This is a genomic window from Paenibacillus sp. ALE2 (genome assembly GCF_054113385.1).
In genome coordinates this window covers 1680676-1705037 of the sequence record NZ_CM134213.1, presented here as the reverse complement: position 1 = coordinate 1705037, position 24362 = coordinate 1680676, and the positions used below count along the sequence as shown (strand labels likewise).

Genomic DNA, 24362 nt, shown 5'->3' with positions numbered 1-24362 from the left:
CGGCATCATAGCGAATATTATACTGGGTTCCTTTATAGGCGTGGCTATTTTTATGGGAATCGTTTTTTTCCTGATTGGCTTGCCTGAGTTTAAAAAATCGCCAAAACTTACGAAAAAGGCCAAAAAAGATATCGCCTATATTATGTCAACACTATTAACTCTTCTTATATTCGTAGTTATTGTTTCTTGGAATATTCATACTTCAGGTGACCTGTTTCTTGAAGGTCCGCTAACACCGCAAATGAAGCTTCACTGGGGGCAAAAGGTATTGATACTAGGGTTACTGGAGGGCCTGTGGGCTGTTATCACCCTAAAATGGCTGTTGCCCATCTTTTTTGATCCCCTGGATCTCAGCAAGAAGCAAATCCTTGTTTTAGTGAGCGGAATTGCATTTAGTGTGGTTTCAGGCATCTATGCCATGCTTGATGCCAGTTAAAAAGTCTCGCCCTTCTCTGTTACGGACAGGAAGAGCGAGACTTTGTTATTGATGGCTTCCCTCAATAGAGGCTCGTGTGAATGCTTAGCGCAAAGGCTCAAAACCCTCTGCTTGCTTCAGAATCTGCTCAATTTCCGCGCAGGTCTCCGGTTGCAAGGTCACCTCGACTGCCTTCACATTTTCCTCGATCTGTGCCGGTTTAGTAGCCCCAATCAGTGCAGCGCTGATCCCCGGTTCTCTCAGAATCCAGGCAAGCGCGAGTTGTGACAAGGTGATACCCAAGTCCTTCGCCAGCTGATCCAGCTCCTGAACGCAGTTGAGAACAGTATCGTTCATATAACTGCTGATGACATTATTGACAGAGGCATCAGCCCCGCGGCTACCCGTCGGTATAGGCTGTCCCGGCTTGTATTTACCTGTGAGGACGCCTTGGGCCAGAGGTGAAAATACAATTTGGCCGATGCCTACCTGACCGGATACGGGAAGTACCTCATGCTCGATATAACGCTCGAACATATTATAGATCGGCTGATTGGCAATCAGCGGGCGCAGATTCAGCCGTTTTCCAATACCATAGGCATCCGTGAGCTGGGCAGCACTCCATTCACTAACCGCAGCATACAGGATCTTGCCTTGAGCCTGAAGATCATCTAGCGCCCGCAGTGTCTCTTCCAATGGAGTGTCTGGATCATAACGATGGCAGAAGTACATGTCGATATAATCTGTGCCGAGGCGCTTCAAACTCGCCTCACATTGCTCCATAATGTGCTTGCGTGACAGTCCTCTGTCATTGGGACCAGAATCCATAGGAAAGAAAACCTTGGTAGAAAGCACATAGCTCTCTCTTCGATAAGGCTTCAAAGCGGCTCCCATAGCCTTCTCGCCTTCTCCACGATTATACGCGTTCGCGGTATCAAAGAAATTGATTCCAAGTTCAAAGGCTTTGGCAATACAGGTATGAGCTGCTTCCTGTTCGGCGGCTGTTCCGTACGTTAACCAGCTTCCCAGTCCAATTTCGCTAATTTTAAGACCGCTATTACCTACATTTCTATATCTCATATCTACTCCTTCTTTCCTAAGAAGCTCGCATTTTTATATATTTTAGCATGTAAGCCCTTTCATTAAAACAAATAATAAAGGACTCATGGAGTTACATGAAGGACATCTACCACCCTGACTGCTAGGGTGATAGATGCTGTAGTCTCATAATCTCAAATCATGTCTACTTGCTTCCTACAGGAAAAAGCGCATCATATGCAGGACAAGGCAGTTTGTCGAGAAACTCCTGAAGTTGCTTCGGCTTATTTTTGTAAATATCCTTTAAGGACGTTCCGTTATAAATATTACCGATGACCACAGGATGACAAAGTTCACAGATCAGAATATCCCCGTTCCCGTGAAGATGAAGCTGTTTCTTACCGTCAACACAGTTGGAAAAATATACACCTGGCTCTCCCTTGAAGCCCAGCGCCTCAGCAAAACGGTCCATACAGGTGAAATACAGCACGGTATCGTCTTTCTTGTGTGCAATCAGGTCATGAACGGAACGGACAAGTGCTTCCTTGGTGGAGATCGCGTTCCAATTCGTATGATCCATCACAATGCTGTTTTGGATTTCGTGGATGCGCACACCGAGTTCGTATACTTTTTCACTGATTGCTGGCATATTGTTCTGTGTCTCTGCAAATAGCAAAGTTTCCAGCACCGTTTCCAACTTGGCTTCGGTACACAACCGAATATTTTGAACGATTTTCTCATACATGCGAGGGTGAACATGATAATACTGTGCATATTTATCGGCATCCGTAAAGTTGAAGGAGATATGAATGTTGGAAAGCCCCGCGTCACGCAGCTTCTCAATTCGTTCAGGGCTGAGCAAGCTGGCATTGGTATTGAGCTGGGTAGCGATTCCTTTGCTCGAACAGTGAGCCACAATATCCAGACAGTCCTCATACTTCAAGGTCACTTCCCCCCCGGACAGCCGCACACGTTTTAACGTTGGAATATCATCAATGATACTTTTGACCTCTTTACTGCTGATGCATTGCCCGTCGTTCCGCTGATAAGCACAGCAGTAATCACACTTGAAGTTGCAATTAGAGGTGACCCCGACTTCCAGTCCCTCTAGCTCATAAATGCCCGGCTTCTCCAGCTCAAGTGCTTTATACTTGTTCTCTATACTCACTTTCTTATTGTCCTCCCGATCTCAGGCTTGTGTCTTGAATTCCCTTGAGATTATACAGAATGGGAGCGGTTTGTAGATATGACATTGGTAACGGCGAGCTTACTTTACCGGAGTAAGAAATTCTTTATCTATATACTTATAAGTCTCAAATAAACCTTGAGAGCCATAAGGCACATCTAATTCATGTCCATTTAAAGTAATATAGGATTGCCCTGTTACAGCTAACTCCTGATGAAAGGGATCTATCTTTTTAATGTTTTCTACATTTGTAAATGAAAAAACCCATATCTCAGCATTCGTAGCTAAGTCACCCGCTGCAATGACTAATTCGTTGGTTCCATCATGATCAAAATCGTAAACGCTCGCTTGAAGCCTATAGCCTGCTTTCAATTCACCAAACTCGTCAAAGGCTTCCGATTCTCCAGTTGAAGACAAGTCGAGTGGCCTACCTGTAGACTCGGAAGGGAATACCACCAATGTTTTCACTCCGTTAGGATGATCCATCCCTAATACGAGTTCAGCCTTAGTTGCCCCCATTTGAAGGGGTAACTCCACATCAGGTTGGCCTGACGTCCAATCTGCATGAACTAACGAATTTCCCTCTTCTGAACGTATTATAGCTTTTTCTTTAGATACGACCACTTTCATAGATTGGCCTGCATCAGTTGCATCTTCCTTCTTCTCTTCAGAATTTATCGGTTGCTCGGAGGACATATTTTTGGAGATTGAGGCTTTTGAAAATGAATCCGTATTCTTCTCTTGATGGGTTCCACATGCTGTCACAATCAGCAATAAAAACAAAAACATTATAGACGATGTTTTTCTCATAAATTTCAAAACCCGTTCCTTCCTCATTTGTTCTTATATTCCATAAACAATGGTGCTATATAATTTCCATAGATAATAATAACATATATTGAATAGTGCTCTTGAATCCGACACATCTCCTACAATTGTGATCAATATGTGAACTGGGCATAGTTCTCCTTTCCAAATCCATACTGAATATATCTGTTGGTAATGGAGGCGGAAGATCGTGGACAAAAGGATGAATCTGCTGATGTTCAGCGGCGATTATGATAAAGCAATGGCCGGACTGATTTTGGCTAATACAGCTCGGGAGCTGGATGTCGAGGTTACGATGTTCTTTGCATTCTGGGGATTATCATTGGTTCGTGATCCCGATAAAATGACGCTTGAGGACAAGACCATTTACGAGAAACTTATGGATCTGGTGACTCCCAAGGGGCCTGAAGCTTTACCGCTATCCCATATGAATTTTAGCGGTCTGGGCAAGCTGATGCTGACGGAAATGCTGGAAGACAATGAGGCACCGAAGCTGATCCATTTCCTGAAAGGAGCCCGGAAGAAAAACGTCAAATTTTATGCCTGCAAGCTATCGGTGGATATTATGGGTTTTAAACCGGAAGAATTCATCCCTGAACTGGAAATTATCGAGGCAAAAACGTATCTAAAAGATGCGCTTGAGTCGGATATGCAGCTTTTTATCTAATATATCCTCATGCCTTATCCTGCTATTGGATGAGGCTTTTTATTTTGACTAAATGATGACATTCGCCTATTTTTTTTAACCTATTCCAGCCTCCCTACGTACCCTAAGAAGATAGAACGACTTGGGAGGCGCCGTATGCTCATGGCTCGAATCGGAAGTAGTAACTGTAGGTATCAGCCTTCTAACGAGGCTTATTTCCAAAAGTATCGCGAAAATACAATCGGTTATCACCAGACCTTTGAATCTCCATATGGGCTTAAAAAGCTGATTTATGCGGATTGGGCAGCCAGCGGTCGTTTGTATGGCCCCATCGAGTCGAAAATAGTTCATGAATTAGGTCCATTTGTGGCGAACACGCATACGGAGTCTAATTTGACAGGTACTCTAATGACCCAAGCCTATGAAAAAGCAAAACAAATCATTAAGAACCACGTTCATGCCAATGAACATGATATCATTCTATTCGCCGGGTCCGGGATGACAGGTGCGGTGAATAAACTTCAGCGACTATTAGGATTGAAAATACATGAAAAATTAAAGCACCTCTACCCCATCGCTGAAAAAGACCGTCCCGTTATTTTTGTTACACACATGGAGCATCATTCCAATCATATTTCCTGGGCAGAAACCATTGGAGACGTTGTGTGTCTTCCTCCAGGTCCTGGAGGAATGGTCGATCCAGCTCATCTCGAACGACTGCTGCTTCAATTTCAGCATCGCCCGATCAAGATTGGCGCTTTTACCGCCTGCTCCAATGTTACAGGGTTTGAAGTGCCGATTCACCAGTTATCCCGCAAAATGCATGAACATGGCGGCGTATGTTTCGTTGATTTTTCGGCAAGCGCACCTTATGCGGAGATCGACATGCACCCTACAGATCCCCTTGAGAAACTGGACGGAATTGTATTTTCCCCTCACAAATTCCTTGGTGGCCCCGGTACAAGCGGCGTTCTCATTATGGATTCGCGGCTGTGCCTCCATTGTGCTCCCGATCAACCCGGGGGCGGTACGGTGAGTTGGACCAATCCTTGGGGTGGATACGAGTATAAGGATAGTATTGAAGCACGCGAGGATGGAGGGACCCCTCCTTTTCTACAGGCTGTTCGAACCGCGCTCTGTATTCAGCTGAAGGAACAAATGGGATACAGCCGCATGTTGGAGCGTAAAAAGGAGCTGACCTCATTATTGCTAAAAGGCTTGGGCACCATACCAGGTCTGCATATTTTGGGAGGAAACAGCCAAGATCGGCTGGGAATCGTTTCTTTCGTTGTCGGTCATATTCACTATAACCTGATTGTAAAACTACTAAATGATCGATTTGGCATTCAGGTCCGAGGCGGCTGTTCATGTGCAGGCCCCTATGGACATTATTTGCTGGGCATCGACCAGCAAGCATCTAAGCAAATGACAGACCTGATTCATGAGGGAGACTTATCTCGAAAGCCGGGCTGGGTGCGTCTGTCGCTTCATCCCATGATGACCAATCAGGAAGTCTCCTATATTGTCTCTTCCATACGGGCTATCGTGGAAAACATCATAACCTGGCAAAAAGATTATACCTATCAACCGGAATCAAACGAATGGCGATCTATGAATGAACATCACAAAATAGACATCAGCAAATGGTTCAACTTTAGCAATTAAAAGACTCTTGTCCGTTTCCTTCTTTCAAAATACTCATAAGCTACACTGTAAGATTACTATATGAGGAAAGAAGGGGCGACAATGGGTGTCAATTTTCGCAACAGCACCAATGCGGCTATCTTTCTAGTTTTTGCCTATCCGGACTTCAGCTGTACTCCTGTTAACTACTCTAAAGCAGGCTGGTTTCGTGTGAACCCCGGTCAAACGATTCAAGTATGGAGCGGCTTCGCCGGAGGTAATACGTTTTTCTATTATGCCGAGGATGACTTTGGACGTACATGGCGAGGTTCATACTTCACTCAAGTTCCTGAAAATGCCTTCGATTGGTGCTGGGATACAGGCTGTACCACTTGTAGAAACGTGGGACTGCGGAGAATTGCGGTTAGCCCGTTCGTCTTGAACTATACTATCGACTTTATAACAAGCAGCAGTCAAAGAAAACCTGCATCAACCACACTCCGCATGACGCTACCTTCCAAAGCAACTCAAGAGAAACCTATCTTGCGCAGAGTTCCTGCAAAACCTAAGAGACTAAAACAAGGAAAGCCTCTCCTGCAAAGACGCATCACGCATAAAAAACGGACTAAATAAACAATGATCTGATTGGCCCCACCTGTACATATTATTTAGAACCAAAAAAGGAGCGACCTCCTCACATGGTCTGCTCCTTTATCTTTCTCGATACTGAGGTCAATCCGCCTATTTGTTCTCGGATTCCCACTTGGATATCTCTTCACGCACCCGTGGCGCTACCTCTGTTCCCAATAATTCAATAGCTCTCATGACATCATCATGCGGCATCGTGCCGACGGGCACATGCAATAGAAACCGTGTAATGCCTACCTGTTTACGGAGGTGAATGATTTTCTTGGCTACCGTATCAGGATCGCCCACATATAATGCTCCTTCAAAGCTGCGCGCGGCATCAAAGCTGGAACGAGTATAAGGACCCCAACCACGTTCACGCCCAAGCACATTCATGCTCTGCTGAGTGGAAGGGAAAAACTTATCCGCTGCAAGCTCGGTAGTCTCCGCGATAAAACCATGCGAGTGGGATGCAACTGGAAGCAGCGATGCATCATGACCTGCATGTTTAGCTGCCTTTTTGTACAACTCCACCAATGGTGCAAACTGCATAGGGCTGCCTCCAATAATGGCAAGCACCAACGGCAATCCAAGCAAGCCCGCACGAACCACTGATTCCTGATTGCCTCCACTCCCAATCCATACAGGCAAAGGATTTTGCACCGGACGCGGGTACACGCCCAAATTGTTGATTGCGGGCCGATGTCCACCTTTCCAGGTCACTTTCTCGGATTCACGTATTTTCAATAACAGCTCCAGCTTTTCATCAAACAACTCATCGTAGTTATCCAGGTCATATCCAAACAATGGGAACGATTCGATAAAGGAACCTCGGCCTGCCATAATCTCAGCTCGTCCATTCGAAATACCGTCCAGCGTAGCAAAGTCCTGAAACACACGCACCGGATCATCCGATGAAAGCACCGTAACCGCACTAGTTAGGCGAATTCGTTGGGTTTGTGCCGCAGCAGCAGCCAGTATAACAGCCGGAGCAGATGCCGCATAATCTTTACGATGATGCTCTCCCACGCCGTACACATCCAGTCCTACCTGATCAGCAAGTACAATTTCCTCGACCACTTCACGTATCCGTTGTGCGTGACTGATGACCTCACCGGTTTGGGGATCCGGTGTTGTTTCTACAAACGTGCTTATACCTATCTCCACTTATGCTACCCCCTATTGTATGTTTCATTTTTATTCGGCTGCTTCCAAAGTAAATCATTTTAAAAACCGATATCTTTATATTGAACTTTTTTCGCATCTTTTTCAAGCTCTCCTTTTCTGAGTCTGAAAATCAGGCGAGAGAAGTGCCGAGATCCACGCAGGAAAAGCAGTCTCTTTGTCGAATTTATGGTATGGAATAAATAAGATTTCCATCCCCACACCATGAAAACAACAAGGAGGCACATACATTATGGCTTTTGTCATTAATAATTTAAAGGATAACAGCAATGTTGCCATCACTGACCAATTAGGTGGATTTACGGTACTGGAATACATAACAGATTTGAGTTGCACCTCGGTTGCAGCTGCAAAAGACAATTACTATATGAGCAAAAGTAACATGCGCCGCAAGCAGCTCATGATCGAAATCAATAATAGTGAGATTATGATGAGGGCAGGTGCCATGCAATATACTGTAGGCAGCATGGAAATGACTACCGGTGTAAAAGGCGTCGGAGGCTTAATGCGAAACTTGGTATCCGGTGCTGTAACGGGGACAGGTGCTATTAAACCGCATTATAAAGGCACGGGGACCATTATGCTGGAGCCTACCTACCAATATATTTGGCTCATTGATGTGGATAATGATGACATTGCCATCGAAGACGGATTGTTTTTAGCTTGCGACACCACGCTGGACATATCCGTCGTTGCACGCAGTAATCTTTCTTCTGCTGCACTGGGTGGAGAAGGGTTATTTAATTTAAGCGCCCGTGGAAAAGGAGTGCTGGCACTTCAAGCGCCGATCCCTTCTGATGAAGCGGTCGTTATAGAATTGCAAAATGATGTGCTCAAGGTGGATGGCAACTTTGCCCTTATGTGGTCCAACACCCTACAGTTCACCGTCGAAAAATCGGGAAAAACCAAAATGGGCTCGGCCGCTTCCGGCGAAGGGCTGGTTAATGTATACAGGGGAACCGGAACTGTATGGCTAGCACCACTATGACATCTATGTGGGCATGAGCATTGGAAGCCCAATGATGCCAAATGCTAGTAAAAAAGGAGAGGCCTCGGCTTCTCCTTTTTTTAATCCTCATGGAACTGAATAGTTCCTCTGCTGTACACTTTAATTCTTTTTGACAAACTCCGATTTTAGCTTCATTGCTCCAAAACCATCGATTTTGCAATCAATATCGTGATCGCCGTCCACCAAACGGATGTTTTTTACTTTGGTGCCGATTTTCAAGACGGAAGAGCTTCCCTTCACTTTAAGGTCTTTAATGACCGTTACAGAGTCACCATCCTTCAGAATATTACCATTCGCATCTTTGACGACTTTTACATCTTCACTGCTTACGGATTCTGACTCGGCAGACCACTCATGAGCGCATTCCGGGCAAATGAACAGACTGCGGTCCTCATAGGTGTACTCTGAATTACACTCAGGACAGTTTGGCAAATTAGACATGGTATTATGTACTCCATTCATAAATTATTTCTATTCCAAGCCTACCTTGGAGTTCCCTACAAGTATATTGGATAATCAGTCGCGGTTCCACTTATGAATGTAACTAAACAGATGCTAACCTTCCTAGGTAGCATCCGTTTTTGACAGTACGGTTATTATGCTTGAATTTGCTTGACTAGTTCACTAATCCCTTGGTTAAGCGGTGTAAGGGGACGCTTCAACAGCTTCTCTAAATCGTTGCTTGCGACATCCAAGGCTCCTTCGCGAATCGCCTGTTGAATGCCTACCACAATAGGGATGGCACCTTCCGGTACTCCCGCACCGAGCATAATCTCGGCATACGCAGCATCGTCCACTTGCTGTACAGGAACGTCTTTACCTAGGACCTCGGCAAGTATGGCTGCCAACTCTTCTTGGGTAATCGGCTTACCGGAGAGCTCGTATATGGTATTCTCATGCCCTTCGCCAGACAACACGGCTGCAGCCGCTTGCGCGTAATCAGCACGGGTTGCCCAACCTACTTTACCGGACCCTGCCGAGGTTAGCCATGGAGCTCCCGCGAGTACGGATTGGATCGTGCCTGCTTCATTCTCAAGATACCAATTATTACGCAAGAAGGAGTAAGGTATACCCGACTCGCGAATGAACTCCTCCGTAATACGATGTACGGGTGCAAGGAATAGAGTGCTGTCAGCGGCATTGGCAGCACTGGTATACGCAATGAAGCCCACTCCCGCACGCACAGCAGCATCAACAGCCGCTTTATGCTGACGAATTCTAGTATCATTATCTCCGTCTGCGGATATAATCAACAGTCGATCTACACCAGCAAATGCCTGATCCAGTGTTTCCGGCTTATCAAAATCGCCATGACGAACGTCAACGCCACGATTACGTAACCCCTCGGCTTTTTCCGGATTTCTTACGCTAACAATAAGATCTTGTGCCGGAACGGATGCAAGCAATGTATCTACCACAATGGAACCCAGCTGCCCCGTTGCTCCTGTTAATGCGATTTTCATACGAAATCCTCCATTCATATTTTTATTTACTTTTATATAGTAACTAAAAATATGATACATGTCTAATTTAGAGTCTAAAGGCATGCTTTACGGGTAAGGGTTGGTAACCCAGACCTTCCACAAAGAGAGGAATATGTATATGAAGAAAGCTATGGTCATTGTAAATCCCTCTTCCGGCAAAGAGGAGTCCCTCCAACATGTCAGAAACGTAGAAGAAATTCTACGTGAGCAAGGATACGCTGTTACAGTCGAAGAGACGGCACAAGAACTTGATGCCACCCGTTTTTGCGTCACTGCTTGTCAGGAAACTTATGATCTAGTCGTTTCCCTCGGTGGAGATGGCACGCTCCACGAAACCATTAATGGTTTCATGGATCAAGACCATCGTCCAAAACTGGGGGTCATCCCTCTTGGGACGGTCAATGATTTTGCCCGTGCCTTACAAATTCCGTTAAGTCCCGAACTGGCGATCCGTACACTCACTTCTGCTCGCGTGAAAGCCGTAGATATGGGCCTTCTAAACGGTCGAATGTTTGCTAATGTTGTTGCCACTGGCTCGCTTGCCGAATCGCTATCCGCTGTGTCGTCAGACGATAAATCTATGTTTGGCACATTTGCTTACATTAAAGAAGGTATGAAAGAACTGATCAACCATCCTGCCCATCCGCTTATCGTTCGCTATGATGACAAGACTTGGGAAGGCGAATCCCCACTCTTTCTTGCTGCTTTAACCAACTCAGTTGGCGGATTTGAGAAACTGGTGCCCGGGGCAGCTGTTGATGATGGCCTGCTTCACTGCTTTATTTTCAAAAACCTCAATATATTGAATACGGTGACAGCCAGTATATCCTTATTTTTAGGCAACTTGAAGGATCATAAAGACGTCGTTTACTTTACCGCAAAGCATGTAAGTGTCAGCTCCGCAGAATCGGTCAGTACGAATGTAGATGGTGAGGAAGGACCGTCTTTGCCTATTGAGGTTCGTATTCTACCGCGTCATATCGAGGTGATTGTGCCTGAGGAGTCTGAGTAATACGGTGCTATCCTCAGGCTTGAGGCTCATACTCGCTCAATTTTCCTTCGTAGATCAAATGGAATCGGTCACTTTGCCGAAAATCGTCTGGTGTGATAAGGGCAGGCAACTTGTTCCATATTTTTATGCCGGATCGCTGTAAAATTTCCGCGACGAATTGCGAACAAAAATAAGAATTACTGAACTCGACTGGTTCTTTGAGTGCAACGCCAATCAAGCCCAGTAAGTTATACATATATTTTTGTCGGCTTCGGATAAAAACGTGTAGAACTCTCTTCATTTTTTCGACTTCGCGATTGGTTACTTGAAGCTCGTAGATGACACATGTTGTATTCGGAAATCTGCTGTATGTACCTGTCTTAATATCCTCTTTCACGAAACCACCATCCAGAGGGTTACTGGGGGTCTTTCTCCCGAAGCTGTATAACTCCGAAAGTTCTCGGTCGAAGGAAATGGAGGCGTGATTGTATGGCGCTCTTGTATAGCTTTTAATGACTCTCGTAAGAAACGTTCCCGTATTCGTAAGCAAGATAAAAACGGACTGATCAGCTACCATTTACGAAATTTCCCCTTATCAAGTTTGAATTATTCCTTCATAATAACATAGGACCCCCTTCATGGAATCCTATTTTGCTATAAGTTGGTGAGTCGCAATGGACAGTTCGTTATTCACGTTAACCCTCATTTGTATAGCCTTATTAATCATCCATCTGATTTATATAGTGGTAGCCAAAACACAGCCAAACAAAGACTATGCAGCTATTGGGCTTCGCATTAAGACCTGGTGGGGCATGTTCTTTATCTTTTGCCTGGCAACACTTTTCAATCCGATCGTTTCACTGCTTTCCTTGATGGTGCTTACTTTCTTTGCGTTAAAAGAATACTTCTCCATGATTAGATCTAGAAAAGCTGACCGCAGGTTATTTTTATGGGCATACTTGGCGATTCCTGTACAGTTTTATTGGATTTATATCGGGTGGTATGGAATGTTTATTGTCTTTATCCCTATCTATGTATTCTTGCTGCTGCCGCTCCCTCGATTGATCAATAAAGGAACCGTTGGTTTCTTGCGCAGTGTCAGCTCGACTCAATGGGGACTCATGCTGATGGTTTTTGGACTGAGTCACCTGGCATATTTTCAGTTTGCTACGCCGCAATACGGAGCGAAACTTGTACTTTTTCTAGTGGTACTGACACAACTCAATGATGTCGCACATTATCTGGCATCGCTCTATTTCGGCAAGCGGAAAATCGTCCCGACATCCAATCCCAATATAACTTGGGAAGGCTTTGCATTCGCTTTTCCCATAACCATAGCGGCTTCCTATCTAATCTATCCGTACCTGACGCCGTTTGATCTGAAATTTGGGATTATTTTCGGCATGTTGATTAGCTTGAGCGGTTTCTTCGGGAGCTTAACGGTTTCCGTGCTGAAGCGAGATTTATTAATCGGTGATGATGATAAGTTCGATGCTTTGAAAAAAAGCTACTTAAGCCGGGTGGATAGCTTGACCTACACCTCGCCCGTCTTTTTTCACGTAATTCGTTATTTTTTCGACTTTATGTAGCAATTGTCTCCCGGCACTCCGCTTCTCACCGTTTTCATTTTAGTGAGCCGGGGTAAGTACTACTGTACCGCAAGCAGTCCTTATCCTAGAAAACAATCTTGAGGAGGCGTTAGAAATGGCAGAGCACAATCATGTTGTAAATAAGGAAGGCGAAGTGGCACTGAACAAAGTAGATGACGTGTTAAATCGGATAGACGACAGCAAAAAGGATGACATTTTGGGCAGCTTTGATTCATTCAAAAGTTATTTGAGCAACAAAATTGAAATGGCTCAAAAAATCGGCTTGAATGAAGAAGTGATGGCAAAAGCAGCTGAGAAGATCGCAGGCTATCTGGCAGCCAAGGAAGAGCCGCGCAATAGCGAGGAGAAGCTTCTTCAGGAATTGTGGAAGGTAGGGGACAAAGAGCAGCAGCATGCGCTTGCTCATATGCTCGTACGCGTGGCTCAATCCTCGTAGAAATATTTAATTGATGAAAAACAATATTTTACTATAAAAGAGCAGTCTATCCTTGAATGAGGATAGACTGCTTTTGCGTTTACTATCGTTGCAGCGCGTTCCGTTAGGGATTACAATATGTTCTGCTTAGCGTATGGAATTAATGTACCTGGGACAACAATTCATATGCATCTTCCTTGGTAGTAACCGCCAGAAGTGCTTCTCTGAAATGATCGTCCATCAGCTTACGAGACAGCATTTGCAGCACCTTCAGATGTGCATTGTCCTTGCTATTACGCGGAACAGCAATCATGAAGATTAGTTTCGCTTCGCTTCCGTCCAAGCTTTTCCAGTCCACTCCACTCCGCTTCAATCCAAAAACCACGCTTGGCTTCAGTACAGCTTCCGATTTACCGTGAGGGATGGCAATATTCATTCCAATGCCTGTGGAGCTTTCCTTCTCTCGGTCCAATATGGCCTGTTTAAAACCACTGGCAGAACTTACGGCTCCATTTCTCTCAAGTGTTCCGATCATTTCATCAATCACGGCATCCTGTGTCGTTCCTTCCAGATCCAGATCAATCAGATCCATCGTTACAATATCTGTCAACTTCTCAATGTGAATGGCTTGCGAAGATACGGCTGGATCGTTATTTGCAGTTGCTACAGCTGATGACTCGGCGGCAGTCGTAGTCATCATAGATTGTTCCGTTACTGCGGCAGAATCTCCAGATGTCTCTTCTCCAGCAACAGCTGGATTTGCAGTTGCAATATCTCTTTTCAGCAGACTCACCAGCATGACCGACACAGCTGCACCGACAATAACGGCAATGAAGAACATCAATACATTGTCCACTGCACCAAGGACGGCTACGATCGGTCCACCATGAGCTACCTTATCTCCTACATTTCCCAACATCGCAATGACTGAACCGACCATAGACCCTGCCATGATACTAGGAATAACACGCAATGGATCTTGTGCAGCGAAGGGAATCGCCCCTTCAGTAATACCAAATAGTCCCATCGTGAATGTCGCCTTTCCAGCCTCGCGTTCTGCTGGTGCAAATTTACGCTTGTTGATCATTGCTGCAAGTCCCATTCCAATCGGTGGAATACAAATCGCAACGGCGATCGGCCCCATAATTTCGTAATTCCCTTCACCAATCATGGCCGAGCCAAATAAAAATGCGACTTTATTGACTGGACCACCCATATCAAAGGAAATCATCGCACCTAAAATCAGTGCCAATAAAATTGAACTTGTACCTTGCATACCTGCAAGCCAACCCGTTAAAGCTTCAAACAATTGTGCGACTGGAGAACCGATGATAAAGACAAAGATTAATCCTACAATTAAAGATGACAACACAGGGATAATAATAATAGGCATGATCGGCTGTAACGCTCGCCCAACCTTCATTTTCCGAATACCCAGTGCAACATAACCTGCCAGGAAACCAGCGATAATTCCGCCGATAAATCCGGCTCCCGCCTCACTTCCATAAAAACTGCCGTTCGCAGCAATGAATCCGCCAACCATACCCGGTGCAAGCCCCGGTCTATCTGCAATACTCATTGCGATGAATCCAGCGAGGATGGGTATCATAAAGGTAAACGAAGCCGAACCGATATCCTGAACCGTCTTCCAAAATGAACCGTCCGGTATAACCAGACCGCCTGGTGTCTTCTCACCGCCAATCGTCAACGCAATGGCAATGAGCAATCCTCCAATGACGATAAAGGGTACCATATAAGATACACCATTCATCAAGTGGCGGTAGATAGGATTTTGCTTCGGTTTATTCTCCTGTGAGCTAGCTTCGGAGGTACGTGACTCTGCCTGGTACACAGGCACATTCCCCTTCATCACCCGCTGGATCAATTCTTCCGGACGGCGAATCCCATCCTGTACTCCAACGACCAGCAGTTTCTTGCCGACGAAGCGGTCTTTGACCACCGTCTTATCCGCTGCAATAATAATGCCATCCGCTTCACGGATCTCCTGCTCAGTTAGTTGATTTTCTACCCCAATGGAGCCTTGTGTCTCGACCTTCATCTCGATACCCAGCTTGGCTGCTGCCTTTTGCAAATTCTCGGCTGCCATATACGTATGTGCAATTCCGTTAGGACATGAGGTAATCGCTAATATCTTCATAGTCATTCCCCTTCTCTCTGGTGTTTCCGCTTACATTGATAGTATAACCGCCTTTTTTGCTGTTATCGGGCGAACTTTTTACCGGAACTTTCGGAAAAATAGAATAATACGGACAAAAAAACAGGACTTATCTATAAGTCCTGCTCCAAAGCATGGCTTTTAATTTAGTTTATCCCTTTAGCTTCCCTAATAGTCTCATCGCATCGGTCTCCTTGGATAAAGCATGAACTAGAGCTGGCTGCTCACTGATTAGGGACAACTCCTTAAATAACTGCCGCATTTCTTCCCGCCCATCCTGTTTTACCGCAAGCAAGAACACAAGCTCCACTTTCTCGGTTCCCCAAGTAAGTGGCTTCTTTAAAGTAGCGACTACAATGGCGGACTGCCTTATCCACTCTGAGCCGCCATGCGGGATGGCTATGCCTCCCCCGATCGTCGTAGCCGACATTTTCTCTCGCGCCAATACGCTGTCCACATAACCTGTTTCCACATATCCTTTGTCCTCCAGTATTTGCGCCAGCTTGGAAATCAATTGTTCGGGACGCTGCACTTCTTGCTGGGGAAAGACTAAAAAAGGTGTTGTGTACTTAAAAAATACAGATTCATCTGCGACTCTAGGTTCCGGCTCATCCATTCGTCTGATCACTTGCTCCAGTTGACGCTCATCCTTGGCATCTAGCAATGGAGAGACGAGAATATGCGGAACACTAAGCTCTGGAAGATCCACGGTTGTAATGATCAGATCCACTTCCCGGGTTGCGAGATAGTCCTGGACTTCTGCCTTCGAAAGAGTTGTCTCCACATGTACAGCCGGAAACTTACGTTCCACCTTTGTGCGCAATAGCTGGGACATACCGATGCCCATGTGACACACGATAATGGCCCTCTGAGGATGACTTTCTTTCTGGTGAAGTCGCTCCACAGAAGCCTGAAAATGTAGCGTTAAATACGCCGCTTCCTCCTCGGGAAACGATAACCGAACCAAATTCCCTACCTCTTCCAGCGTAATAATAACCCGGTCGAACATGTAAGGGTACATCTTCTTGATCTCAGTCAGCATAGGATTAGACACCGTCAACCCATATTGAAGCCGATTCAGGGTCGTATATAAGTGGACTTTCAACCCTTTCACCAACATCTTATCCTTGGAAAAGTCAATCATGTTCAGCTCCGACATCCGCCGGACTAACTGCTCAATCAGTTTAGGCAAAAGCGGATGGCTGTCTGCCAGATCGCTGTGTTTCCCCTTGCTATCCTCCTGCTGGTAACGGAACTTTCCGCCCAGCAAATGCAGGGTTAGATAGGCCGTTTCTTCCTTGGAGAAAGGTACGGAAAACAGCTTTTGCAGCTGCCGTAAAAACGCAGTAGCCCATGTAAACTCAACCTTCTCCTGCAAAAAGGCAATGTCTTGTTCGGAGAGAGAAATGGGCTGTCCCAGCTTGGTTCGTTTGACCATTAAGAGAATATGGAGCATGAGACCCTCAAAGGCTTCATCCGTAAAGCTGAGTTCATGATGCTTTTGAAATACTTTTAATTCATGATGGATGGTGGCAATCTCGTGTGGCTCAAACTGCTTGCGCATCATCTGTCCCGTCAACTCAGGACTATCAATCAGCTGATTCATCCGCGCCAAAGCGATCCGCTTGTTTTTCTCAGTGCCTTGAATGGTCAAGCCTACGCGCTGCTTGGTAATCAAGGCAAGATCAAAGCTGTGCAGCCAGTCATCAATCTTTTCCATATCTCTACGGATCACCGTCTTGTTCACATAATACTGAGAGGCCAGATCTTGTATCGTTACAGGCTTGGCATCCATCAAGAGCCGATAGGCGAGATGCAGCACCCTCTCCTCATCCGATTCATGCTGGGCTGTACTATCGCCTGCATACAGCCGGTGAAATAAATCAGCCTGCTCCGCTTCACTGATCTCCAAATAAATGCCACGTCCTGGTCTTCTCACCAGATTGGCATTGGAGTGCTTGACTAAATATTCTTCAATTACTTTTAGATCGTTTCGAATCGTCTTTTCTGAGCAATCCGTCTGATCGGCCAGATCCTGCACTAACCACAGTCGGTTCGATTCAGTTAACAACTTGCGAAAAATTTCTACTTGCCTTTTGTTCATTCCAATCTCCTATCTTCCAAAATAAAGAATGTCCAGGCATACCGGGTTATATTTTGTTAGCCTTATATTAGCTTATCGATATACTCATTGTAACCCTACAGCAACATACGGAGTGTATAATAAGACAATCCCAATATACTGGATTTTCAGGAGGAAGAACAGTGATCACCTATTTGAGATGCAATGAAGTCAGCATGGAGCACATTTTCCAGGCATTTTCGCTCGGATTCTCAGACTATTCCATTCGCCTGACCATGGAACAAGACGATTTCGCGGCACGTTTTTTCGGTCCAGAGGGTAATTCACGGAGCCACTCTTTCCTTGCCATGGATGAAGATCAGCCAATTGGCTTGATTCTAGGCGGTATCCGGCAGTTTGACGGGTATAAGACCATGCGTTGCGGCACGCTATGCATCGGTCCAGCTTACCGTGGCCAGGGTATTAGCAACAGGTTGCTCGAATTGCATAAACAAACGGCCATCTCCGAGAACTGTCAGCAGCTATGGCTCGAAGTCATTACGGATAATGATCGGGCTGTCCAGTTCTATAAAAAGCACGGCTATGAGGTACGCTATACGCTAAAATACTACAACGGTACTGTCCCATCAATCTCTCCCGCTCCCTCATCACCGTACATGTTTAAGAAACTAACATTTGATGATGTCGCAGATTTTCGTACAACTCTTACCGACTGTCACATCCATTGGCAAAGTGACACACCTTATTACGCTAACAGCACACAGGAAGTTTTTCTCGGCATCTATGCAGTGAATCAAACCCGAGTCGGTATGATTGCTATGAGTGCTCAAGGTAAAATCAACTTTCTTTGGGTCGATCCCAAACATCGAAACCAAGGCCTTGGACGTACCCTACTTCATAAAGCGGCAGAAACCCAAAAGGTCGAGAAGGTATATATCTGCCTGTCCGACAATAACTCTCTTGAAGGCTTTATCCAAAAAACAGGCTTCTCGAAGGACCCTATTGAGCAATATGAAATGTGTATACCCCTTGATCCAACTACTTCTCTCATTTCTGAGAACGATTGATATATTCTGATTTAACGAGTGCGCACATGCAAAGATCATCATATTTCCCGGATGTAAATTCATACTGGGACAGGATTCCTTCCTGCCGAAAGCCTGCTTTTTCAAGCAAACGCAAGGATTGTGTATTCTCCGGCTCTACTAGCGCCTGAATGCGGTTCAACGGTAGGGTATGAAATCCATAGTCGATTACAGCTGCAAGTACCTCTGACATTAACCCTTTGCCCCAATAGGCTCTGGACAATTCATAACCCATTTCTGCTCGGTGATGACGTTGATCCCAGTTATGAAATCCGCAAGAACCGATGATTTTACCTTCCTTCGTTTGAAGAGCCCAGCGGATTCCCTGGTCTGTCTCCAAAATCCGATCATACCAACGGATCTCATCCAGTGCCTCCTGTTCAGACTCAAATGGGCTCAGCCCGTAAAACTTCATCACCTGCTCATCTGAAAAGTATTCAAACATATCCTTGCTGTCCGTCGCTACCATTTTTCGTAATACAAGACGTTCGGTTGTTATAACCGGAAACTCACGTTTCATATTTTCACCGCCTTCTCCGTTGTTCACTTTCGCAAGCTTTTCCTTGCATACCTATGCCGCTAAGTTCAATATTCGATGATCATTACTTTCTTCTTCCAATTATAATGTAAATGAAAGAATACCTCTAAAGGGATATTTATAATTAGTTCTTTGTTTATAGAATGTTTTCCTAATCATGGATGATAAAAAGACCGTTATATAAGGAGTGTGTTTTTAAATTATGGATTATTAAAATGAGGTGTACGATTTGGAAGACCAGCACATACCACAGAATTCACAAGTAGCAGCAAGAGAGAAGTACATTCGGCATGGGCAAAACTATGGGGAAACAAACAGAATGGCCGAAATATCAAAAACCTACGGTTCGTCTATTTTGTTTAGACGTTGGGGAGCAACCCTTTTTGATTTTATATTTTTTATAATCGGGTATATTTGTTTCTTTATCTCGGTCATTCAGATAACAGACAGATGGTTGTTGCCCTTAGCGATTGCTTCCCGTTGCATTCTGATTATAGCTTTCTTCTGCTATTATTTGCTCTTGGAAGGTTACACAGGCTATACGCTTGGCAAATTCGTTTTTCGTATTAAGGTGGTTACCCGAGAAGGAAGACCTCCTGGTTTTCTTAAATCACTCATTCGTACGCTGCTCAGGTTAATAGACACCAATCCATTGCTAATGGGTTCACTACCTGCTGGTATCAGCGTGTTAGTAACTGCCTCTAGACAACGAATTGGTGATTTAGCTGCAGGTACATATGTGGTAAAGGTGCGGGACTTGGAGCCGATTAGCAAAAGGACAATGAGACGGTCGCTCTTCATATTTTTTACCGCAATGGTGATCTTGGGAGCCTCGTTTGTAAATGCTATTTTTGTACTGGCAAACAGTTACAAGTCCAGTGAAGCTCCGGTAAGCAAGCAGGAGCAGAGTTTTGTAAGTAGAGATGGACATGTTCAGATCTCCGCTCCGTTAGATTGGTCAACAGACCCGGACCGGGAAGGAAAAGCAGATATTGCGATATTCAATCCCTACATTGAAAAGTCTGTTATCGTACGATCCAATTCGAAGGAGAAATTGGGTAATGTAACGCGCCAGTACTACACAAAGAAAATTCAAAACAACATGACCAAAGAGTTTAATCTCTCTACGGTAGGACCTTCATCCAACACCACGATTCAAGGATATCCTGCCACTCAGTTCACGATTAAAGGGCAGAAAGATATAAACCATTATGTCACCCATGTAGCCATTATTGAGACTGATAATAATTTCTACCAGATCATCGGGTATACGCCTGCATCAAAATATAGCCGTTTAAAGAAAGAAATTCATGATATTACCTATAGCTTTCGTGAGGTTCGACCTTAGACAGCGTGACGGACCAGGACGAATGATGAAAGAATAAGACGCAAAAGACAGGTGCTCCTCGGAGCCCTGTTTTTTCGCATACAACTATTCTTGATATCTATGATAAAATAGGCTGACATGTTCGGCGCCCTGTTTTATTATATTGTTCAGATGCACAACGATTTGAAAGCCCTTTCAATTAATGTGATACAGTAAAACACCTTACATCACTAGATAAAGGAGGAATCCTGATCTGTTTCCGCTCTCCGAAAGACAAGCCCAAGACATCGTAGACAAAATGATGAAGGATATTCCATACAATATCAATATTATGAATGAACGAGGCATCATCATTGGCAGCGGCGAGAGTGAACGAATCGGAACCATTCACCAAGGGGCTGTTCAGGCGCTCGAAACCGGGAAAATGATTGAAGTGTGGCAGGACGGACATTACGAGAAAAAAGGAACCAATGAACCGATAGTCATTCATCATGAGCTAGTCGGTGTCATTGGTATTTCAGGCAATCCTGACGAAGTTCGTCCTTTTTGCAACATTGTTAAAACTACGGTGTCTCTCCTGATTGAACAGCGTATTTCCTTGGAGCACTTGGCCCATGAGGCCAACCGCAAAAAATCCGTACTGGAAATGCTGTTAAATCATCAGGGAGCCTATACCCAAAAAATAAAAAAAGAAGCTGCTCAATATCACATTGATTTGCTTCTCAAAACTTCGGCCGTATATGTAAAGCATCTTCCTTCCGATCCTGCTCATTTCGCCGAATTATCCAATATATTCATGCAGCATCCATCCTTTCGTATGGAGGAAGACAGTTATCTCATCCTGATGCAAAATCAGGAACCAACGACCAAGCTACTGGAACCACTTGTACGCAGCCATCCTGATGTGCTGATTGCCATCAGCAGACAAGAGCACAGCATTGCGGATGTTTATATGCAAGCCAAGTCCGCTATGAATGTTGTACTAGCTCTGCGTCCACCTGTGCAGATTGTCTCTTTTGCAGAAGTCGAATTCTTGGTCAAATTAAGCCAAACCAACCTGACTAACACAATCCACCTGGTCAGCAAGCTGGAAGATACCGTGGATTTGCTGGATACGCTGCGGAGCTTTATTAATCATAATGGCAGTGTCTCCTTCACCGCAGATGAATTAAACATTCACCGGAATACACTGCAATACCGTTTGAAGCGCATCCATACCTTAACTGGCAAAGATCCCCGGAATCTCCTTCAGCTTTTTGAACTTACGCACGGCTTATTGGCGCTGTATCAATGAACAACCGGATCACGCCAGAACATGCTGCGATTATATCCTATTTTCGCTCGCCGTCACTCCCGAATTTCTCCACCAATCTCAGTTGGCTAAAGAAAACCGGGGTTACAGGCGAGCGCTCGTATTCCATTGTAATTATATTATGCCGTTTTATGTTCCTCGCCTATCAATCCGATCATTACTCACTGATTTGAAGCACTCTTGCGATATTCTCGCATGTGCGCTCTACGTTTTGTGGCCCTTCGGCCAGCAACTTACCCAGCTCCGAAGCTCCCGGCACGATGCCAAACACCGCATCTATTCCTTCCTTGTATAGCGTGTCGATCCCTTCCCCGATATAACCTGCAACCGCAATGACCTTCTTGCCCGATTGTTTGGCTGCCTGAGCTACTCCGTACGGAGTTTTACCGAATTTGGTCTGAAAATCAATGCCGCCTTCTCCCGTCAATACGATATCGGCCGTGGCGAGTTTCTGTTTTAAATCGGTGTATTCAATCACAATTTCAATGCCTTTTTGCAGCGTCGCCTGAGTAAAAATCAATAACCCGGCACCTAATCCGCCTGCTGCACCCGCGCCTGGAAGATCGCGCACATCCTTGTCCAGCTGCTGCTTCACCACATCCGCATAATGGGCAAGATTAGCATCCAATTGCTGCACCATTTCCGGGGTTGCCCCTTTTTGTGGGCCGAATACACGAGATGCCCCATGCTCCCCACACAACGGATTTGTTACATCACAGGCTACAATCAATTGTACCTGCTGCAGGCGGTCATCCAATGATGAAATATCAATGCTGTCCAGCTCGCCCAAACTGCCGCCGCCGCGTGGAAGAGTATTGCCTGCCGCATCCAGAAATCTAGCCCCCAGCGCTTCCGCCATACCTGTACCGCCATCATTCGTCGCACTTCCGCCAATGCCGATGATAATTTTTCGAATTCCCTGGTTCAGACACTCACGTATTAACTCACCCGTACCATAGGTTGTTGTCTTTAACGGGTTTTTATTGTCCTTATTAACCAGATGGATTCCGCTGGCAGATGCCATTTCGATTGCCGCAGTGGTGCCGTCTCCCAGCAAGCCATATGCCGCTTTTACAGGTTCTCCAAGCGGTCCTGTCACCTCCATGTAACGAAGCTGCCCGCCTGTCGCATCCACCAGTGACTGCACTGTTCCTTCACCACCGTCTGCCATCGGAACATGGACATAATGGGCTGTCGGATAGACCTTGCGCAATCCTTTCTCCATTGCAATGCACACTTCCTTTGCCGTCATGCTTTCTTTAAAAGAATCCGGTGCCAGTACAAATGTTTTCTCTCTCATTTTGTCACCCCATCGTGAATATTAAAGTATGAATCCATACAATATGGTTGCTACAATCGCCATAGTCCCGCCCACAATAGCTTCATAAGGGATTAATCCCATCCGTTGCTTAATGCTCATTTTCATGCTGTCTGCCGTAACGTGGAAATAGTTGCCCTGTGGTAAGGAATCAATGACGGTAGCTCCTGTATGCACCATCACAGCGGCAGCTAACGGGGCTGTCCCCATGTTCAGAATGGCTTCCCCAAACGAGCCAGTCGCCAAAATAACGCCAGTTGAAGTCGATGCTGTGGCGGCCGCCATCAGAATCCCTGCAAGCGGTGCCAAAAATGTGCCAGAAACTCCCGAAGCTTCAATCAAGCCAACTACCTGAGCAGATAAATTAGACGCAGAAATCAGACCCGCAATCCCACCTGCACCGATCAAGATAAGCACGGTTGCCGTCATTTTATTCAAACCGGAAGCCGAATATTTCAGGATATTGCGCCCTTGTCCCATGGCCAGCATACCTACAATCCCGGCGATCGGCAAAATGTACATCGCGTCGACCTTGAAGTTCGACAGTGCTTCAATGCCAGAGATGGAACCAATCGGGTTAATCATCAGCAAAATAACGGCTACCACCGGGGCTACAATCGCCCGTCCCAATGCTGGGTACTTCGACGTATCGACATCACTATCCATAATATCCTGTTCGGATACCTTCACGCCCTTGTTTTTCAACATAGACGCCACCAGAACCGTCATGATTAATCCGCATATCGCAGGTACCACACCCGCCAACATAACGTGGCTTAAATCCAGATTAAACCCACGCGCCGCCGCAATCGTATTGGGATTCGGAGAGATAATGTTCCCCGCCTTTCCGCCTCCAGACAAGGCCAGCAGAAGAGCCAGCTTGGAAATCCCCATTTTGTTCCCAACCGACAAGGCAATAGGTGCCACAATGAGCACGGCCACGGGAATAAATACGCCTACTGCTGTAATAATCATCGTCGCTAACGCTAGTGCAAGGATCGCTTTACTGCCACCAAACTTCTTTACAATAGCCTGTGCAATTGTCTCCGCTGCCCCAGACTCCATCATCACGCCTGCCAATACACCTGCCGCGAGCACACGAATGACCGTCCCCATCACGCTCTGCGTACCACTAATTAGCACGCTGATCGTCTGCTCCAGATTGGCTCCGCCCAATAAAGCGCCTACAATAGCTCCCAAAAATAAAGCGTAAACCGGATTCAGCTTTCTCAATATCAAAATAATTGCAATAGCCAGCCCTGCTAGAGCTCCTATCCAACTGATCGTTAACCCTTCCATCTGTCTAACCCCCCGGGCAATTTTTGATTACGCTTTCATTATATCGATTGCAGTGTGTGAATTATATTGAAGAACAGACGAAATTGATTGTGCATTTGCACAAAAAGGACCGAACAGGCTTACAAAATCAATTTAATGAATACGCTTGCAAATTTAAAATTTTAGAT

General features: G+C 45.4%; 23 protein-coding genes. 11 read left to right on the top strand and 12 right to left on the bottom strand.

The genetic code is table 11. The features are described from left to right. Positions 1-52 precede the first annotated feature (52 nt). On the top strand, positions 53-436 hold the full coding sequence (locus tag ACXHJ1_RS07335; RefSeq protein ID WP_217484793.1) for a hypothetical protein: 384 nt from the start codon (positions 53-55) through the stop codon (positions 434-436). An 84-nt stretch (positions 437-520) separates the two neighbouring features. On the opposite strand, the gene ACXHJ1_RS07330 is transcribed toward ACXHJ1_RS07335, so the two are convergent. The 3 genes from ACXHJ1_RS07330 to ACXHJ1_RS07320 all read right to left on the bottom strand — a co-directional run bounded on the left by ACXHJ1_RS07330 (position 521) and on the right by ACXHJ1_RS07320 (position 3458). Next, positions 521-1495, bottom strand: coding sequence for an aldo/keto reductase family protein (locus ACXHJ1_RS07330; RefSeq protein ID WP_025366203.1), 975 nt, complete (start codon positions 1493-1495; stop codon positions 521-523). A 163-nt stretch (positions 1496-1658) separates the two neighbouring features. After that, complete coding sequence (locus tag ACXHJ1_RS07325; protein WP_457905851.1) at positions 1659-2621, bottom strand: radical SAM protein; 963 nt, start codon at positions 2619-2621, stop codon at positions 1659-1661. Positions 2622-2720: 99 nt separating this feature from the next. Further along, the gene (locus tag ACXHJ1_RS07320; protein ID WP_107733674.1) at positions 2721-3458 is read right to left on the bottom strand and encodes a hypothetical protein; all 738 of its coding nucleotides are present in this window, start codon (positions 3456-3458) and stop codon (positions 2721-2723) included. A gap of 199 nt (positions 3459-3657) precedes the next feature. Between ACXHJ1_RS07320 and ACXHJ1_RS07315 the strand changes: the two genes are divergently transcribed. The 3 genes from ACXHJ1_RS07315 (at position 3658) to ACXHJ1_RS07305 (ending at position 6369) form a co-directional block, all read left to right on the top strand. Continuing rightward, positions 3658-4134 (top strand): DsrE/DsrF/DrsH-like family protein, encoded by a 477-nt coding sequence (locus ACXHJ1_RS07315; RefSeq protein WP_016822540.1) that lies wholly within the window; start codon positions 3658-3660, stop codon positions 4132-4134. 135 nt (positions 4135-4269) lie between these two features. Beyond that, the gene (locus ACXHJ1_RS07310; protein ID WP_457905850.1) at positions 4270-5778 is read left to right on the top strand and encodes an aminotransferase class V-fold PLP-dependent enzyme; all 1509 of its coding nucleotides are present in this window, start codon (positions 4270-4272) and stop codon (positions 5776-5778) included. An 81-nt stretch (positions 5779-5859) separates the two neighbouring features. Continuing rightward, positions 5860-6369 carry a DUF1036 domain-containing protein gene (locus ACXHJ1_RS07305; protein ID WP_016822538.1) on the top strand — a complete coding sequence of 170 codons (510 nt, stop codon included), beginning with the start codon at positions 5860-5862 and terminating at the stop codon, positions 6367-6369. Positions 6370-6477: 108 nt separating this feature from the next. On the opposite strand, the gene ACXHJ1_RS07300 is transcribed toward ACXHJ1_RS07305, so the two are convergent. Beyond that, positions 6478-7530, bottom strand: a complete 1053-nt coding sequence (locus tag ACXHJ1_RS07300) for an LLM class flavin-dependent oxidoreductase (protein WP_404302970.1) — start codon at positions 7528-7530, stop codon at positions 6478-6480. 250 nt (positions 7531-7780) lie between these two features. On the opposite strand from ACXHJ1_RS07300, the gene ACXHJ1_RS07295 reads away from it, so the two are divergent. Then, entirely contained in the window at positions 7781-8536 is a 756-nt protein-coding gene (locus ACXHJ1_RS07295; protein ID WP_016822536.1) for an AIM24 family protein, read from the top strand. A 120-nt stretch (positions 8537-8656) separates the two neighbouring features. Here the strand turns inward: ACXHJ1_RS07295 and ACXHJ1_RS07290 are convergent, their stop codons facing one another. Then, positions 8657-8998 (bottom strand): zinc ribbon domain-containing protein YjdM, encoded by a 342-nt coding sequence (locus tag ACXHJ1_RS07290; RefSeq protein WP_016822535.1) that lies wholly within the window; start codon positions 8996-8998, stop codon positions 8657-8659. A gap of 155 nt (positions 8999-9153) precedes the next feature. Beyond that, positions 9154-10020: an SDR family oxidoreductase gene (locus tag ACXHJ1_RS07285; protein WP_117288901.1), complete on the bottom strand. Its 867-nt coding sequence runs from the start codon at positions 10018-10020 to the stop codon at positions 9154-9156. A gap of 139 nt (positions 10021-10159) precedes the next feature. Here ACXHJ1_RS07285 and ACXHJ1_RS07280 point away from each other — a divergent pair, with 139 nt between their 5' ends. Then, on the top strand, positions 10160-11053 hold the full coding sequence (locus ACXHJ1_RS07280) for a diacylglycerol/lipid kinase family protein (protein WP_017426050.1): 894 nt from the start codon (positions 10160-10162) through the stop codon (positions 11051-11053). A 13-nt stretch (positions 11054-11066) separates the two neighbouring features. Here ACXHJ1_RS07280 and ACXHJ1_RS07275 read toward each other — a convergent pair whose 3' ends face one another. Continuing rightward, positions 11067-11609 (bottom strand): hypothetical protein, encoded by a 543-nt coding sequence (locus ACXHJ1_RS07275; RefSeq protein ID WP_016822532.1) that lies wholly within the window; start codon positions 11607-11609, stop codon positions 11067-11069. Positions 11610-11706: 97 nt separating this feature from the next. Here ACXHJ1_RS07275 and ACXHJ1_RS07270 point away from each other — a divergent pair, with 97 nt between their 5' ends. Both ACXHJ1_RS07270 and ACXHJ1_RS07265 read left to right on the top strand, forming a co-directional pair. After that, positions 11707-12621 (top strand): phosphatidate cytidylyltransferase, encoded by a 915-nt coding sequence (locus tag ACXHJ1_RS07270; protein WP_457905849.1) that lies wholly within the window; start codon positions 11707-11709, stop codon positions 12619-12621. A 115-nt stretch (positions 12622-12736) separates the two neighbouring features. Beyond that, positions 12737-13078: a DUF3243 domain-containing protein gene (locus ACXHJ1_RS07265; RefSeq protein WP_457905848.1), complete on the top strand. Its 342-nt coding sequence runs from the start codon at positions 12737-12739 to the stop codon at positions 13076-13078. 139 nt (positions 13079-13217) lie between these two features. On the opposite strand, the gene ACXHJ1_RS07260 is transcribed toward ACXHJ1_RS07265, so the two are convergent. After that, positions 13218-15215, bottom strand: coding sequence for a fructose-specific PTS transporter subunit EIIC (locus ACXHJ1_RS07260; protein ID WP_457905847.1), 1998 nt, complete (start codon positions 15213-15215; stop codon positions 13218-13220). Between the two features lie 169 nt (positions 15216-15384). Beyond that, complete coding sequence (locus ACXHJ1_RS07255; RefSeq protein WP_457905846.1) at positions 15385-17337, bottom strand: BglG family transcription antiterminator; 1953 nt, start codon at positions 17335-17337, stop codon at positions 15385-15387. A 161-nt stretch (positions 17338-17498) separates the two neighbouring features. Between ACXHJ1_RS07255 and ACXHJ1_RS07250 the strand changes: the two genes are divergently transcribed. After that, positions 17499-18383 (top strand): GNAT family N-acetyltransferase, encoded by an 885-nt coding sequence (locus tag ACXHJ1_RS07250; RefSeq protein ID WP_019689030.1) that lies wholly within the window; start codon positions 17499-17501, stop codon positions 18381-18383. On the opposite strand, the gene ACXHJ1_RS07245 is transcribed toward ACXHJ1_RS07250, so the two are convergent. Further along, complete coding sequence (locus tag ACXHJ1_RS07245) at positions 18364-18921, bottom strand: GNAT family N-acetyltransferase (RefSeq protein WP_107733889.1); 558 nt, start codon at positions 18919-18921, stop codon at positions 18364-18366. The genes ACXHJ1_RS07250 and ACXHJ1_RS07245 overlap by 20 nt on opposite strands. A 247-nt stretch (positions 18922-19168) precedes the next feature. Here ACXHJ1_RS07245 and ACXHJ1_RS07240 point away from each other — a divergent pair, with 247 nt between their 5' ends. Together ACXHJ1_RS07240 and ACXHJ1_RS07235 are read left to right on the top strand one after the other, a co-directional pair. Continuing rightward, positions 19169-20287, top strand: a complete 1119-nt coding sequence (locus ACXHJ1_RS07240) for an RDD family protein (RefSeq protein WP_457905845.1) — start codon at positions 19169-19171, stop codon at positions 20285-20287. Positions 20288-20564: 277 nt separating this feature from the next. After that, positions 20565-21560, top strand: a complete 996-nt coding sequence (locus ACXHJ1_RS07235; protein WP_049828229.1) for a CdaR family transcriptional regulator — start codon at positions 20565-20567, stop codon at positions 21558-21560. 175 nt (positions 21561-21735) lie between these two features. Here ACXHJ1_RS07235 and ACXHJ1_RS07230 read toward each other — a convergent pair whose 3' ends face one another. Together ACXHJ1_RS07230 and ACXHJ1_RS07225 are read right to left on the bottom strand one after the other, a co-directional pair. Beyond that, positions 21736-22878, bottom strand: a complete 1143-nt coding sequence (locus ACXHJ1_RS07230; protein WP_457905844.1) for a glycerate kinase family protein — start codon at positions 22876-22878, stop codon at positions 21736-21738. 21 nt (positions 22879-22899) lie between these two features. After that, positions 22900-24195 carry a GntP family permease gene (locus ACXHJ1_RS07225; RefSeq protein ID WP_016822522.1) on the bottom strand — a complete coding sequence of 432 codons (1296 nt, stop codon included), beginning with the start codon at positions 24193-24195 and terminating at the stop codon, positions 22900-22902. Between the last annotated feature and the right edge of the window lie 167 nt (positions 24196-24362).

Coding starts and splice junctions, on each gene's coding strand:
- ACXHJ1_RS07310 (WP_457905850.1), top strand. CDS start 4,270: ATGCTCATGGCTCGAATCGGAAGTAGTAACTGTAGGTATCAGCCTTCT.
- ACXHJ1_RS07235 (WP_049828229.1), top strand. CDS start 20,565: ATGATGAAGGATATTCCATACAATATCAATATTATGAATGAACGAGGC.
- ACXHJ1_RS07270 (WP_457905849.1), top strand. CDS start 11,707: ATGGACAGTTCGTTATTCACGTTAACCCTCATTTGTATAGCCTTATTA.
- ACXHJ1_RS07275 (WP_016822532.1), bottom strand. CDS start 11,609: ATGGTAGCTGATCAGTCCGTTTTTATCTTGCTTACGAATACGGGAACG.
- ACXHJ1_RS07295 (WP_016822536.1), top strand. CDS start 7,781: ATGGCTTTTGTCATTAATAATTTAAAGGATAACAGCAATGTTGCCATC.
- ACXHJ1_RS07245 (WP_107733889.1), bottom strand. CDS start 18,921: ATGAAACGTGAGTTTCCGGTTATAACAACCGAACGTCTTGTATTACGA.
- ACXHJ1_RS07280 (WP_017426050.1), top strand. CDS start 10,160: ATGAAGAAAGCTATGGTCATTGTAAATCCCTCTTCCGGCAAAGAGGAG.
- ACXHJ1_RS07260 (WP_457905847.1), bottom strand. CDS start 15,215: ATGAAGATATTAGCGATTACCTCATGTCCTAACGGAATTGCACATACG.
- ACXHJ1_RS07305 (WP_016822538.1), top strand. CDS start 5,860: ATGGGTGTCAATTTTCGCAACAGCACCAATGCGGCTATCTTTCTAGTT.
- ACXHJ1_RS07255 (WP_457905846.1), bottom strand. CDS start 17,337: ATGAACAAAAGGCAAGTAGAAATTTTTCGCAAGTTGTTAACTGAATCG.
- ACXHJ1_RS07230 (WP_457905844.1), bottom strand. CDS start 22,878: ATGAGAGAGAAAACATTTGTACTGGCACCGGATTCTTTTAAAGAAAGC.
- ACXHJ1_RS07265 (WP_457905848.1), top strand. CDS start 12,737: ATGGCAGAGCACAATCATGTTGTAAATAAGGAAGGCGAAGTGGCACTG.
- ACXHJ1_RS07290 (WP_016822535.1), bottom strand. CDS start 8,998: ATGTCTAATTTGCCAAACTGTCCTGAGTGTAATTCAGAGTACACCTAT.
- ACXHJ1_RS07285 (WP_117288901.1), bottom strand. CDS start 10,020: ATGAAAATCGCATTAACAGGAGCAACGGGGCAGCTGGGTTCCATTGTG.
- ACXHJ1_RS07330 (WP_025366203.1), bottom strand. CDS start 1,495: ATGAGATATAGAAATGTAGGTAATAGCGGTCTTAAAATTAGCGAAATT.
- ACXHJ1_RS07335 (WP_217484793.1), top strand. CDS start 53: ATGGGAATCGTTTTTTTCCTGATTGGCTTGCCTGAGTTTAAAAAATCG.
- ACXHJ1_RS07225 (WP_016822522.1), bottom strand. CDS start 24,195: ATGGAAGGGTTAACGATCAGTTGGATAGGAGCTCTAGCAGGGCTGGCT.